14 protein-coding genes are annotated in these 12,371 nt (G+C 63.4%); 7 read left to right on the plus strand and 7 right to left on the minus strand.

Annotated elements, in window-relative coordinates:
* Nucleotides 1-19 precede the first annotated feature (19 nt).
* Nucleotides 20-763 (minus strand): phosphodiester glycosidase family protein, encoded by a 744-nt coding sequence (locus ACR0NT_RS09470; RefSeq protein ID WP_170443967.1) that lies wholly within the window; start codon nt 761-763, stop codon nt 20-22.
* Complete coding sequence (gene rbfA / locus ACR0NT_RS09475; protein WP_170401134.1) at nt 760-1,155, minus strand: 30S ribosome-binding factor RbfA; 396 nt, start codon at nt 1,153-1,155, stop codon at nt 760-762. Before rbfA ends, ACR0NT_RS09470 begins: the two co-directional genes overlap by 4 nt.
* A gap of 91 nt (nt 1,156-1,246) precedes the next feature.
* Between rbfA and dapB the strand changes: the two genes are divergently transcribed.
* Entirely contained in the window at nt 1,247-2,056 is an 810-nt protein-coding gene (dapB, locus tag ACR0NT_RS09480; protein ID WP_170443965.1) for a 4-hydroxy-tetrahydrodipicolinate reductase, read from the plus strand.
* A 6-nt stretch (nt 2,057-2,062) separates the two neighbouring features.
* Here dapB and ACR0NT_RS09485 read toward each other — a convergent pair whose 3' ends face one another.
* The 4 genes from ACR0NT_RS09485 to tmpA all read right to left on the minus strand — a co-directional run bounded on the left by ACR0NT_RS09485 (nt 2,063) and on the right by tmpA (nt 5,389).
* Nucleotides 2,063-2,917, minus strand: coding sequence for a hypothetical protein (locus tag ACR0NT_RS09485; RefSeq protein WP_170672937.1), 855 nt, complete (start codon nt 2,915-2,917; stop codon nt 2,063-2,065).
* Nucleotides 2,918-3,000: 83 nt separating this feature from the next.
* Nucleotides 3,001-3,669, minus strand: coding sequence for an ureidoglycolate lyase (locus ACR0NT_RS09490; protein ID WP_170672940.1), 669 nt, complete (start codon nt 3,667-3,669; stop codon nt 3,001-3,003).
* Nucleotides 3,666-4,256, minus strand: coding sequence for a (R)-1-hydroxy-2-trimethylaminoethylphosphonate oxygenase (gene tmpB, locus ACR0NT_RS09495; RefSeq protein WP_170672943.1), 591 nt, complete (start codon nt 4,254-4,256; stop codon nt 3,666-3,668). The genes ACR0NT_RS09490 and tmpB overlap by 4 nt, the downstream gene beginning before the upstream one ends.
* On the minus strand, nt 4,253-5,389 hold the full coding sequence (gene tmpA / locus ACR0NT_RS09500) for a 2-trimethylaminoethylphosphonate dioxygenase (protein ID WP_170672945.1): 1,137 nt from the start codon (nt 5,387-5,389) through the stop codon (nt 4,253-4,255). The genes tmpB and tmpA overlap by 4 nt, the downstream gene beginning before the upstream one ends.
* Before the next feature lie 98 nt (nt 5,390-5,487).
* Between tmpA and ACR0NT_RS09505 the strand changes: the two genes are divergently transcribed.
* On the plus strand, nt 5,488-6,342 hold the full coding sequence (locus ACR0NT_RS09505; RefSeq protein ID WP_170672948.1) for a LysR family transcriptional regulator: 855 nt from the start codon (nt 5,488-5,490) through the stop codon (nt 6,340-6,342).
* Nucleotides 6,343-6,346: 4 nt separating this feature from the next.
* Here the strand turns inward: ACR0NT_RS09505 and ACR0NT_RS09510 are convergent, their stop codons facing one another.
* Nucleotides 6,347-6,529 (minus strand): DUF1674 domain-containing protein, encoded by a 183-nt coding sequence (locus ACR0NT_RS09510; RefSeq protein ID WP_113791212.1) that lies wholly within the window; start codon nt 6,527-6,529, stop codon nt 6,347-6,349.
* An 89-nt stretch (nt 6,530-6,618) separates the two neighbouring features.
* Here ACR0NT_RS09510 and ACR0NT_RS09515 point away from each other — a divergent pair, with 89 nt between their 5' ends.
* The 5 genes from ACR0NT_RS09515 to ACR0NT_RS09535 all read left to right on the plus strand — a co-directional run bounded on the left by ACR0NT_RS09515 (nt 6,619) and on the right by ACR0NT_RS09535 (nt 12,356).
* Nucleotides 6,619-7,875 carry a transcription antitermination factor NusB gene (locus ACR0NT_RS09515; protein WP_170672951.1) on the plus strand — a complete coding sequence of 419 codons (1,257 nt, stop codon included), beginning with the start codon at nt 6,619-6,621 and terminating at the stop codon, nt 7,873-7,875.
* A 90-nt stretch (nt 7,876-7,965) separates the two neighbouring features.
* On the plus strand, nt 7,966-9,705 hold the full coding sequence (locus ACR0NT_RS09520) for a heparinase II/III domain-containing protein (RefSeq protein WP_170672953.1): 1,740 nt from the start codon (nt 7,966-7,968) through the stop codon (nt 9,703-9,705).
* A 22-nt stretch (nt 9,706-9,727) separates the two neighbouring features.
* Nucleotides 9,728-11,317, plus strand: a complete 1,590-nt coding sequence (purH, locus tag ACR0NT_RS09525; RefSeq protein ID WP_170672956.1) for a bifunctional phosphoribosylaminoimidazolecarboxamide formyltransferase/IMP cyclohydrolase — start codon at nt 9,728-9,730, stop codon at nt 11,315-11,317.
* Nucleotides 11,317-11,787 carry a signal peptidase II gene (gene lspA / locus ACR0NT_RS09530; RefSeq protein WP_170672959.1) on the plus strand — a complete coding sequence of 157 codons (471 nt, stop codon included), beginning with the start codon at nt 11,317-11,319 and terminating at the stop codon, nt 11,785-11,787. The genes purH and lspA overlap by 1 nt, the downstream gene beginning before the upstream one ends.
* Nucleotides 11,788-11,837: 50 nt before the next feature.
* On the plus strand, nt 11,838-12,356 hold the full coding sequence (locus tag ACR0NT_RS09535; protein ID WP_170672961.1) for a DUF3035 domain-containing protein: 519 nt from the start codon (nt 11,838-11,840) through the stop codon (nt 12,354-12,356).
* The last annotated feature ends 15 nt before the right edge of the window (nt 12,357-12,371 follow it).

The following is a 12,371-nucleotide window of genomic DNA, read 5'->3' on the forward strand; positions in this document are numbered from 1 at the left end:
GCGGATCACCCTGCCGCTGTCAATTTGTCGGGACGTCCTCGACCACACCTACAATCGGCCCCAGCGAGAAGCCCACATCAGACCGGTTGCCCGCCCGCTCGTACATCCGCGAGATATTGCCATCCAGAAACAGCGCGTTCGGCATGTCGAGCGCATCCCGAAACAGGCTGCCGAACTCATGGAATGTGACGTAATCGTCCGAGATCGCAAACACCGCGCGCGTGCCGTCGGCGCTGGTGCCCACCCCGTTGCGCACATAGCGCGAGGTCGAATCGGGCAGGAAGCGCGGATGCAGCTCTCCGTCGATCACCAGCATCGGACCGGATTGGGTGGCAAAGCGGCAGCCGGGCGTCTGGTCGAGATAGTCCAGCGTTTCGAACACATCGGCGCGGCCGTCGCGGATGCAGAACACACCGTTGGGCAGCAGACCGAAATTGCCGGGGCCGGGGTTCGGGATCACCCGCATCTGCTCTTGACCCTCTTCGACATAGTGGCCGACGGGCGAGCGGTCGTCGTGATACATGCCAGCGTTCATTGCAAAGGCCAGCCGTTTGCCGCCAGGGGCCAGCGCCTCGTTCACCGAGGAGAAATGCCCAAGCAGATCGCCGTTTTCATCGTTCAGGAACAGGCGCAGATCTTCGGATGCGGCATCCACCTCGCAGATGGTGTACCGCTTGTCCTCATGGGTCAGCTTTTCACAGGTGACCGCAGAGGCTTGCGCCGCCCAGAGGACCGCGCCCAGCGTGGCCAGTGCGCGGATCACTCGTCCAGATCGCGGCGCACCGCGTCCTGTTCGAACATGCGGCGGGTGTCGTCCAGACGATCGAACGTATCATCCAGCCGGAACCGCAGATCGGGCGAGAATTTCAGGTTCAGCTTCTTGCCGATCACGCGCCGCAGCTCACCCTTGTTGCGGGCCAGCAGGTCGATCACATCCTCTTGCCCCTTGCCGCCCAAGGGCAGCACATAGGCTGTGGCGATCTTCAGATCGGGCGAGGTGCGCACCTCGCCTACGGTGATCGACATGCGGTTCAGGTCGGGGTCGTGGACATCTCCGCGCGCCAGAACCTCGGACAGGGTGCGGCGGATCAGTTCGCCGACTCGCAGTTGCCGTTGGGACGGGCCGGGGCCATCGTGGAATTTGTTCTTTGCCATACCCCCGATCTAAGCGCAAAGCAGGGCTTTGCCAAGCGGGCGCGAACGGGGTAGGAGGCTTTGAGCCGACTTTATGAAAGGGACCAGCGCAATGACCCATATTCCGGGGATCGTCATCACAGGGGCCTCGGGCCGAATGGGGCAGATGCTGATCAAAACCGTGACAGACAGCGATCAGGCGCGTCTGGTCGGCGTGGTGGAACGCGCCGGCCATGACTGGATCGGTCAGGACGTGGGCACGGCGATGGGCGGCCCCGCGCTGGGCGTCAAAGTTACCGATGACCCGCTGGAGGCGTTTGCGCAGGCGCAGGCGGTGATCGACTTCACCGCGCCTGAGGCGACGCTGGAGTTCGCCGCCCTGGCCGCGCAGGCGCGCTGCGTGCACGTGATCGGCACCACCGGCATGAGCGACGAACAGATCGCAGCTTTGGAACCAGCGGCGCGTCACGCGGTGATCGTACGGGCCGGAAACATGAGCCTTGGCGTCAACCTTTTGGTGCAACTGACCAAAAAAGTCGCCGCTGCGCTGGACGAAGATTTCGACATCGAGGTGATCGAAGGCCACCACCATCACAAGGTCGATGCGCCCTCGGGCACCGCATTGATGCTGGGTGAGGCCGCCGCCGAAGGGCGCGGGGTCAATCTGGCGGACGTGTCCGACCGGGGCCGCGATGGCATCACCGGCGCGCGTCAACGCGGCAATATCGGCTTTCACGCCATTCGCGGCGGAGACATCGTCGGCGAACACGACGTCCTGTTCGCCGCGCCCGGCGAACGCATCGTGCTGCGCCATCTGGCCACCGACCGCGCCATCTTTGCCCGTGGCGCGCTGAAAGCGGCGCTGTGGGGGCAGGGCAAGGCGCCCGGTCAATATGACATGGTGGATGTGCTGGGGCTTTAAGCCCCGTCACTTGAACGCAGTCAATCCGGGCGGTTCTGCGCCGTCCTGTTCTACTTGTGCGAACAATGCGCCCAGCCGCTGATCCCATGCTGGGAACTGTCCTGTCACTGCATAGGTCAGGCGCTCGGCCCCGATGGAAATTCCTAACGGGGCTGCTTCACCACTAATCACGATCTCACCGATTTCGGTCCAGTTGTCCGTGGGGGGATAGGTCGTGGGTGCGGATTCTTTCATATCACCGAGGCGGTAATAGACGCCCATTGTCACGATGTAGTCTTCACCAAACGGATCGGGGAAGAAAAAGCCGGACGCATCGCGGGCTGCCAAGGCTTCGGCCTCGTCTCGCAGCAGGACTTTTTCCGCAAAAGGCAGGCCCATCTCGTCCAGCACCGGGCGCATGTCGTCAGATTGTGGCACGCTGACAAAGGCAATGCGGGACGGGTCGAGGCCGAACCCCTCGGTCAATAGGCGCATCATCAGGCGGGTCGTGGCCTGACCATCGGCATTCGCGGGGTGACAGCCGACCTCGTGGAACAGGGGCAGCACGTCGGGGCGGTGTTGCTCGTCCACATCCGCTACCCGTGCCAAGGGTTGGATGACAAAGGCGTTGGACGGCAGGGCGGACTGATCGAAATCGTGCCGCAGCCCGCCGTTATACTCTGCGTCCCCTGATACAATCGACAGCGGTTCGGATTCAGTGAACCCAAGCTCTGCAAATAACGCTTTCAGGCGCGTGAGCGTCTCGCCAAAGCCCTGTTCGAACGCCTCATTCCGGTCTGCCGCAAGCGAGACGCGCGGCAGCAGCGTTCCGACCGTTGCCGCAGTTCCCAACTGGACAACTTTACGTCTGTTCAGTCCCATCTGATGGCTCCCGTACCCATTGGATGTGGGTCGAGCGTATCACAGATGCCAGCAGCAAGGGTTAAGGGATTCTGAAAACGGTGTCAGAGGTCCCTGATCTTGTCCGCCCGCAGCGGGCAGGCGAGGTAGACACCGAATTCCTTGCCGATATCGGCGCTGACCCGGGCATGGACTGCGCCCTGCCGGTCGAGGAAGCGCTGATTGTCCTCAACCGGGAAAATCCCTTCATGCCAAATGCCGGGATGGATATAGAGCCCGCGCGAGCCGTCGCACCAGAAGGCCACCACCTTTTCCGGCGTCAGGTTGTCTCCGGGCAAAGCGGCGGGGATGATGAAGGGCTTGTTGTCCAGCGGCCAGAACATCTGCCCGCCATCTGGGTGGTAGTTCATATGCCACAGCAACACCTGATCGCGGGGTGCGGTTTGGCGATCCGCCTGCGCCTGTTGCGGATCGGTCGACCAGCCCAGGACGTAGTGGCCGTTCACCGCTTCGTTCCGGCCATAGAGCACATCGCCCTTCCATTCGCCGTGGAACGTGCCTTCGACCCAGCCGCCTTCGTCGCCGGTGCCTTCGTCGATGGGACGCCAGCCTTGTTGCGGCCAGCGGGTGATTTCGATCTCGAACCCCTCGGGGTCATCAACCAGACAGCCATAGCCTTTGACCGATGCGTCGGTGGCGCGGATCAGTGGGACCTCGTGCCAAGGCAGCGAGGGTTTGGTGCTGGCTTCAAAAATGTATTCCGGCGCGTTCATGAAGCCCCCATATGTTTGTCGACCATGCGCTGCACCATTGGTGCGAAATGGGCAAAGTCGGGTGTTTCCATATCAGCGCGCTTGCCGGCCTCGTCCAGATATCGGACCTGAATGATCTCTTTCAGGTTCGGGTTGGATTCAAAATCGGCCACTTCCTCAGCGCTCATCGGGCCGCCCTGCAGTTCCAGCGTGTGGACCGAGGCATCGGACAGGCGATTGAAATACTCGGGCTTGGTGGCGCAGAGATACCGTTTGGCTGCTACGTGGTAACGGCAGCAATCGGTGATCACCGACGGAAAGAACTGTTCCAGCACTGCCGCGCCCGCATCCTCGTGATGGCGGTCTTCGGTGTCGTCGGGGTGATAGGTGCCGAACTCGGAAGTGAAATGGCCGATGTCATGCAGCAGCGCGCCGACGATGATTTCCTCGGGCATCCCGTTCTGTTCGGCGATGGTGGCGCCTTGCAGCATGTGTTCAGCCATGGTGACGGGCTCGCCCAGATATTCCTCACCGCCGCGGCGGTCGAAGATATCCCCGATGAAGGCCACGATATTGTCGCGGGTCAGGGTCGAGAAATCGGGTTTCATTCTGCCGCCTCCGGCTGGCTCGTCTGCATGGCCGCCAGTGTCGACAGCAACCCGTCCTTGTCGGCGTAACAGCCCTGCAACCAACGTGAGCCCGCGCCGGAATAGCCCAGCCGCGCGTGCAGAATGCGGGTGTTGTCGACGATGAAGCTTTCACCCGGTTCCAGCTTGAACGATACGCCCATCGCCGGGTCGTCGATGATCTCACCCAGTTGACGGTAAGCGGCGTAGAAGGCCTCCATCTGGTCGAACGGGATGTCCACGAACGGAGCCGATGAGCGGTTGTTGAACCGGATACCGATCAGCTCGCCATCCGGCGACAGTTCGATCATCGGGCGGCGCGAGCGCAGGCAAACCCCGTCCGAACCCTTGTATTCGAACCGCGCGGGGTAACCGGCCAGCAGGGCAAAGCCCTCGGGGTTCTGGTCGCGCAGTTTCTCGGCGGCACGGAAACCGTCGACCACGATCGAGTCGCCGCCCTCGGCGCTGTTTTCCAGACAATACAGGATTTGCAGCGTCGGAACCGGGTCGCGATAGGGGTTGTCGGTATGGGCCTGCAAACCCAGCCCGGTATAAGCGAGGTTGGTCGGGTTCACCTCGGTCCGGACTTCGAAATAGGGGCCGTAATTGGTTTGACGGACATAGCCGAACAGGTCCGCCACCTTCAGCAGCGATTCCGGCTCGGTCGGGCCGTTGGTCAGCTTGGCAAAGCCGTACTCGGCCACGGCAGCCAGCCAGTCGCGCTTGGCAGTGGGGTTGGCATGCACCGCGTCCCAATCTGCGCTGGGCGCATCGATGCCACGTTCCCATGTGGTGATGCCGGGGGCGATGCGACCGATGTCTTGCGCCGCGTCACGGTCATAGATGTGATCGGCCAGCCAGGCGGCGGGGAAGGTCGCGGTTTTGTCTTCGGGCTGGAAGGTAACGCTGAGATCGCCGTTCAGAACCTCGGCAGCGCTGATCGAAATGTCGGCGGGAATATCGCCGATGGTGATCAGGCGTTGGCCATTGCCCGGCGCGCGGGTGTCGGGGTCCAGCGCGTTGTCGCGTAGCCAGATGGCGTGGAAGCGGGCCAGGGTGCCGGTGTCAAATTCGACGGTCACGACCGAGGCGTCATGGGTGGCGGTGCGCAGCATGGGGGGTCTCCTGTTCAGCGCGGCTTTGCTTGAGGAAATACGCGCCCCGTGGCATTACGACAATTAATCCTTATTGCTGCTGAGGCTTGGAAAAACTTATGGCTAAGAAAAAGATCGGATTGCCGCCGCTGGATTGGCTACGTGTTTTCGAAGCCGCCGGGCGCTTAGGTGGGTTTTCCGCCGCCGCAAAAGAGTTCGGCCTGACTCAGGCAGCCGTCAGCCAGCGGATCGCGAACCTTGAGGCCTGGCTGGGGCGGACATTGTTCGTACGCGAGGCGCGGGGTGTGTCGCTGACGGTCGAGGGCGAAAGCTACCTGCCGCTGGTTCAGAACAGTTTGCAGGCGCTGGAGCGCAACACCGAAGACCTGTTCGGCAAATCCCCGCGAGAACTGCGTGTGGCGGGTCTGTCGTCGAACATTCACGCGCTTGTGGTTCCGGCCATTCCTCGCTTTCAGCAGATGCGCCCCAAGGTGCGTTTCATGACGGATTCGGTCGCGCGGCGGTCATCGCTGGACGAGGAGCGCACATGGCTACAAATCCGCTACGGGCGCGGCGTATGGCCGGGTCGCGAGGCCGCGCTGATTGCTGCCGAAGTACTGGCGCCGATGGCCGCCCCCAATGTCGACTGGGGCGCGCCGTTGATTGACCTGCGCGGTGAGCGGCCCGGCTGGCGCGACTGGGCGCGCAAGACCGGCCATGGCGATCTGCCGCTCTCGGTAATCAGTTTCGATTCGATGGAACACGCGGTGTCGGCGGCGCGGCAGGGGATGGGCGTGGCGCTGGGGTCCGGACCTCTGGGCCGTGCCGATCTGCAAGCCGGGCGCTTGCGGCGTCTGGACCTGCCCGCGCTGAACACGAAGGACGGCTATTGGCTGACCTGGCCCGAGGATCGCGCGCAATCCAAAAAGCAGCGCGCGTTGATTGACGATTTCCTGCAGGCGCTGCGGGGCTGAGCGATCAGAAGTCGATCGCGATGCCCTTCTTTTCCCAATCGCCATAGCGGGCCGGATCGGGACCGTCGCGCCCGCCCAGCTCCTTGGGCATTTTCTTCGCCTCGGCTTCGGCCTTCTTGCGGCGCTCTTCGGCCTCGGCCAGAGCGCGCTGGGCGGCAGGGGGCAGGTCTTTGCGGTCGTCGCTCATGACATCGGGTTCCTTTCCGTGCGCGGTCTTGATATACGCCCCCGTCCGCGTTTGGCAATGCGGGCGAGGGTCACATCAAAGGCGGTTCCATGTCCGATAACGCAACAGCGGCGCGACGCAGCGCGATCTATCTGCTGGATCAGATTCTGGGAGAAGGCCGGTTGCTGTCCGAATGTCTGGCCGCAGGTGCGCTGGACCGGCTGGATCCTGAAGACCGCGCGCGAGCGCAGCGTCTGACGCTTGAGACACTACGCGGGCTGGAACGGGCCGACCGTCTGTTGGACAACCACCTGAACCGGACGCCTGCGCTGACCGTGCACAATGCCCTGCGCCTTGGCGCGGTCGAGCTGTGCCACGGAGAGGCCGCCCATGGTGTGGTCAATTCCATGGTCGAGATCGTGGGCCGCTCGCGCAAGCATGGCCGCCTCAAGGGCTTGGTGAATGCGGTTCTGCGCAAGGTGGCCGCCGAAGGACCGGACGCGTGGCCCAAGATGCGGGTGCCGCGCCTGCCGGAATGGCTGCGCGAGCCTTTGATTATGGCGTGGGGTGCTGAGGCTATCGCAGGCATGGAACAGGCTCATTTTGCCGGTGCTCCGCTGGATATCACCGTAAAGCCGGGGGCGAGCGGCCCCGGAGACGTGCTGCCGACCGGGTCGCTGCGGGTGCAGGATGCGGGGCAGGTCTCGGCCCTGCCGGGGTTCAACGCCGGCGACTGGTGGGTGCAGGACGCGGCGGCGGCTTTGCCGGTGCAGGTGCTGGCGCCGAAACCCGGGGAAACCGTGCTGGACCTCTGCGCCGCGCCGGGGGGCAAGACGCTGCAACTGGCCGCAGCCGGGGCCAGGGTCACTGCGCTGGATATCTCGGAAACACGGCTGGAGCGGGTGCGCGAAAACCTGAAACGCACCGGTCTGAAGGCCGACGTCATTGCGGGCGACGCGTTGGAGCATCAGGGCAAATACGATGCCATCCTGCTGGACGCGCCATGTTCGGCCACCGGCACCATCCGCCGCCACCCGGACCTGCCCTTTGCCAAGGACGGCTCGGAATTCGGCGGGCTGATCGAATTGCAGGCCCAGATGCTGGCCCATGCCTGGACCCTGCTGAAGCCCGGCGGGCGGCTGGTCTATTGCACCTGTTCGCTGCTGCCCGATGAGGGTGAGGTTCAGATCGAAGAGGCGCTGGACCAGTATCCCGACATGATGGTGGACCGCGATGCGCTGAACATTGACGGGGTCGACCCGGACTGGATCACCGAAGAGGGCGGCCTGCGCCTGCGGCCCGATTATTGGGCGGATCGCGGCGGGATGGACGGGTTCTACATGGCCTGCCTGACCAAATCCGGCTGACGCGACGCTTTTCGGTGACTTGACGATCTGGGCGGTCTATCGTTGGGTCTCAAGCGCCAGCAGAGCGCAAGGGGCAGAGTAACGAGCGTCATGTCAAACTCAGATACCATGACCAACCGGTGGGCGCGGTTCCAGAACCGTCTCTATGCGCGGCTCAGCCAGCGGCGCAAGGCGGTCACCGGGTTTGTGTCCGAGCCTGAGCCGCGCACCGTTGGATCCTTCGCGCGCGGGCGGCAGCTGGTGGCGGGCAATCTGCTGTTTGCCGGATATCTGGTCGAAGCAGAGGATACCAACCTGTGGGACGTCACCGCGCCCAGCACCGGATTTGACAATGAACGCCACGGTTTTGCCTGGCTGGATGATCTGGCCGCTGTGGGGGATATGCGGGCGCGGGACAAGGCGCAACGCTGGGTCTGGGGCTGGATTGAGGCGCATGGCCGCGGGCAGGGGCCGGGATGGGCGCCCGATCTGACCGGACGGCGGGTGATGCGCTGGATCAACCACGCGGCGTTCCTGCTGCGTGGGGCGGATGAGGTGCAGACCAAACTGTTCTTCCGCGCTTTGGCGCAACAGACATGGTTCCTGTCCAAACGCTGGCACGCCGCCACGCCGGGGCTGCCGCGGTTCGAGGCGCTGGCCGGGCTGGTTCAGGCCGGGCTGGCCCTGAAAGGGCTAGAGCAGATGGCCGATCCGGCCCTGCGCGCCCTGGCGAAGGAATGCGAAAAACAGATTGATGCCCGGGGCGGCATTCCCACCCGCAATCCCGAAGAGCTGCTGGATGTGTTCACCCTGCTGTCCTGGACCTCGGCCGCGCTGGGCGATCTGGGGCGCGGAACACCGGCTGCGCAGGCCGATGCGGTCAAGCGGATGGCGCCCACGTTGCGTAGCCTGCGCCATGCGGATGGTGCGCTGGCCCGGTTTCACGGCGGCGGTCGCGGGGTCGAAGGCCGTCTGGATCAGGCGCTGGCCCAAAGCGGGGTTCGACCGCAACACGCGAATGGTTTGGCGATGGGGTTTTCCCGGCTCTATGCCGCTCGGACCAGCGTGATCGTGGATGCCAGCACGCCGCCCAAGGGGGCCGCGTCCCTGAATGCCCATGCCTCAACCCTGGCGTTTGAGCTGACATCGGGGCGGCGGCCATTGATTGTGAGTTGCGGCTCGGGCGAAAGCTTTGGGCGGGAATGGCGGCGCGCCGGGCGTGCGACGCCGTCGCATTCGACCCTGTGCCTGGATGGCTATTCCAGCGCCCGGCTGGCCCCCGCAGGGACCGGCAGCGAAAACGAGGCGCTGGTCGATGCGCCACAGGACGTGCCGGTGGACTTTGAAGAGGCGTTCGAGGGCACGCGCTTCATGGTCGGGCATGACGGCTATAGCAAAACCTTTGGCCTGACCCACGCCCGCACGTTCGAGCTGCGCTTTGACGGGCGCGAACTGATCGGCGAGGATATTCTGCTGACCGCCACCGACAAGGCCAAGCGGCAGTTTGACAAGGCGATGGATGCCTCGGGCCTCAAGGGCATTCGCTATGACGTCCGGTTTCACCTGCATCCCGACGTCGATGCAGCCATTGATCTGGGTGGTGCGGCGGTGTCGATGGCGCTCAAAAGCGGCGAGATCTGGGTTTTCCGTCATGACGGCGTTGCAAAATTGACCGTCGAACCAAGCGTTTATCTGGAAAAAGGCCGGTTAAAGCCGCGCGCGACAAAACAGATCGTTCTATCCGGGCGCGCAATGGAGTATGCGACGCGCATCCAGTGGACGTTGAGCAAGGCACAGGATACAGCCTATGCCGTGCGCGACCTGCACCGGGACGAGCCCGAGTTTGACTGACGCCAAAAGGACCTTTGGACCCATGACCGACCTTCACCCCGTGCGCCGCGCGTTGCTTTCCGTATCCGACAAGACCGGATTGATCGAACTGGGACAGGCGCTGTCCGAGCGCGGAGTCGAGCTTTTGTCGACCGGCGGCACCGCAAAGGCGCTGCGCGACGCCGGGCTTGCGGTAAAGGATGTCAGCGAGGTCACCGGCTTCCCCGAGATGATGGACGGCCGCGTGAAAACCCTGCACCCGATGGTGCATGGCGGCCTGCTGGCGCTGCGCGACAACGACACCCACGTCGCCGCGATGACCGAGCACGGCATCGGCGCGATCGATCTGCTGGTGGTGAACCTCTACCCGTTCGAGGCGACTGTGGCCAAAGGCGCCGATTACGATGAATGTGTCGAGAATATCGACATTGGTGGCCCGGCGATGATCCGCGCGGCGGCCAAGAACCATGCGTTCGTCAACGTGGTTGTGGACGTTGAAGATTATCAGAAACTGCTGGGCGACATGGATCAGCACAACGGTGCAACCTGCCCGAAATTCCGCCGCAAACTGGCGCAAAAGGCCTATGCCCGCACCGCCGCTTATGACACCGCCGTGTCCAACTGGCTGGCCGACGCGCTGGCGCTTGAGGCCCCCAAACGCCGCGCCTTTGCCGGCGAGCTGAAACAGACCCTGCGCTATGGCGAGAACAGCCACCAGTCGGCGGCCTTCTACACCGATGGCTCGGACCGCCCCGGCGTTGCGACCGCCGTGCAGCATCAGGGCAAGGAACTGAGCTACAACAACATCAACGACACCGATGCGGCGTTTGAGCTGGTGGCTGAATTCGACCCGGCGCAGGGTGCCGCATGTGCCATCATCAAACACGCCAACCCCTGCGGTGTGGCGACAGGTGCCACGCTGATCGACGCCTATAAGGCTGCCTTTGACTGCGACCGTACCTCGGCCTTTGGTGGCATCGTCGCGCTGAACCAGCCGCTGGACGCTGAAACCGCGCAGGAAATCACGGGGATATTCACTGAGGTCGTGATCGCCCCCGGCGCATCGGACGAGGCCAAGGCCATCTTCGCCGCCAAGAAAAACCTGCGCCTGCTGACCACCGAAGGCCTGCCGGACGTGACCGCAGGCGGCAAAACCGTGCGTCAGGTGGCCGGTGGCCTGCTGGTTCAGGACAAGGATAACGGCTTTGTCGGTATGGATGACCTGAAAGTTGTCACCAAGAAGGCCCCGACCGAGGAGCAGATGCGCGACCTGCTGTTTGCGTGGAAAGTCGCGAAACACGTCAAGTCCAACGCCATCGTCTACGTCAAGGACGGTGCCACCGTGGGCGTGGGTGCGGGGCAGATGAGCCGCGTTGACTCGGCGCTTATTGCTGCCAAAAAAGCCGAACGCATGGCTGATACGCTGGGCCTTGCTCAACCGCTGACCATCGGCTCGGCCGTGGCGTCTGATGCGTTCTTCCCCTTCCCCGACGGTCTGATGGAGGCTGCCGAGGCGGGTGCGACCTGTGTCATCCAACCCGGTGGCTCGATGCGCGATGACGAGGTGATTTCCGCTGCGGATGAGGCCGGTCTGGCCATGGTCTTCACCGGCATGCGCCACTTCCGCCACTGATGCGCTATCGCCTTCTGCTCTGGGCCGCGCTGGCCGCGTTTGGGATCGACCAGATCAGCAAGTATCTGGTCGTTCACGTCATGCGCGTGGCCGAGGGCGAGATCGACGTGCTGCCGCCCCTGCTGGTGTTCAAATACGGCGAGAATCGGGGCATCAACTTTGGTCTGTTTCAGGGCGATACCGACGCTGCCCGCTGGGTGCTGATCGGTATCTCTCTGGCCATCTCGATCGGCGTGCTGATCTGGTTGATGCGGACCGCGCCGTCCAAGCTGATGCTGTTCTGCGGCGGGTTGCTGATCGGCGGGGCGCTGGCAAATGTGCTGGACCGGGTGCTCTATGGCTATGTTCTGGATTTCCTGAACATGTCCTGCTGCGGCATCAACAATCCGTTTGTGTTCAATCTGGCTGATGTGTTCATCTTTGCGGGTGCCATCGGGCTTGTGTTGTTCGATGGCAAAAAGCCCTCGTGACGCGCCGGGTGATATGCGATAAAAGCGCCTGAAACTGGCTGGAGACTCTGATGCGCTTGCCGCGTTCCATACTTGCTGTGACATTGGCCCTTGCGGTTGCGGGATGTTCCGATATCGGTTTGCGTCACCTTGAGGCGCCGGGACAGGGGCCGGATGAATTCTCGGTGATGCCGGTGGAGCCGCTGACCCAGCCCAAGGATTACAAGTTCCTGCCCGCGCCCACGCCGGGTGGGACAAATCTGACCGACCCGAACCCGAAGGCGGATGCAATTGTGGCACTGGGCGGCAGTGAGGCGGCGTTGAATCCGAATGCGGCCATCCCGTCCACCGATGCAGCGCTGGTGACGGCCTCCAGCCGCTATGGCGTGCCGTCCAACACGCGGCAGGTCGTTGAAACCGAAGATGCCGAATTCCGCAGAAAGCAGGGCCGCCTGACCCGTCTGCGCCTGTTCAAGGTGGACCGCTATTCGCAGGTGTATCAACGTCAGGCGCTTGATGCCGATGCTCAGAACGAAGCGGCGCGGCGTGCGGGGATCGAGACGCCATCGGCGCCCCCGGCGGATGAATAAACCTTAACTTTCCGT

This window comes from Ruegeria sp. AB10 (assembly GCF_056542745.1).

Excerpts from the sequence above, each read along its gene's own strand:
- rbfA (WP_170401134.1), bottom strand. The coding sequence starts at position 1,155 with ATGGCAAAGAACAAATTCCACGATGGCCCCGGCCCGTCCCAACGGCAA.
- dapB (WP_170443965.1), top strand. The coding sequence starts at position 1,247 with ATGACCCATATTCCGGGGATCGTCATCACAGGGGCCTCGGGCCGAATG.
- ACR0NT_RS09485 (WP_170672937.1), bottom strand. The coding sequence starts at position 2,917 with ATGGGACTGAACAGACGTAAAGTTGTCCAGTTGGGAACTGCGGCAACG.
- ACR0NT_RS09490 (WP_170672940.1), bottom strand. The coding sequence starts at position 3,669 with ATGAACGCGCCGGAATACATTTTTGAAGCCAGCACCAAACCCTCGCTG.
- tmpB (WP_170672943.1), bottom strand. The coding sequence starts at position 4,256 with ATGAAACCCGATTTCTCGACCCTGACCCGCGACAATATCGTGGCCTTC.
- tmpA (WP_170672945.1), bottom strand. The coding sequence starts at position 5,389 with ATGCTGCGCACCGCCACCCATGACGCCTCGGTCGTGACCGTCGAATTT.
- ACR0NT_RS09505 (WP_170672948.1), top strand. The coding sequence starts at position 5,488 with ATGGCTAAGAAAAAGATCGGATTGCCGCCGCTGGATTGGCTACGTGTT.
- ACR0NT_RS09510 (WP_113791212.1), bottom strand. The coding sequence starts at position 6,529 with ATGAGCGACGACCGCAAAGACCTGCCCCCTGCCGCCCAGCGCGCTCTG.
- ACR0NT_RS09515 (WP_170672951.1), top strand. The coding sequence starts at position 6,619 with ATGTCCGATAACGCAACAGCGGCGCGACGCAGCGCGATCTATCTGCTG.
- ACR0NT_RS09520 (WP_170672953.1), top strand. The coding sequence starts at position 7,966 with ATGTCAAACTCAGATACCATGACCAACCGGTGGGCGCGGTTCCAGAAC.
- purH (WP_170672956.1), top strand. The coding sequence starts at position 9,728 with ATGACCGACCTTCACCCCGTGCGCCGCGCGTTGCTTTCCGTATCCGAC.
- lspA (WP_170672959.1), top strand. The coding sequence starts at position 11,317 with ATGCGCTATCGCCTTCTGCTCTGGGCCGCGCTGGCCGCGTTTGGGATC.
- ACR0NT_RS09535 (WP_170672961.1), top strand. The coding sequence starts at position 11,838 with ATGCGCTTGCCGCGTTCCATACTTGCTGTGACATTGGCCCTTGCGGTT.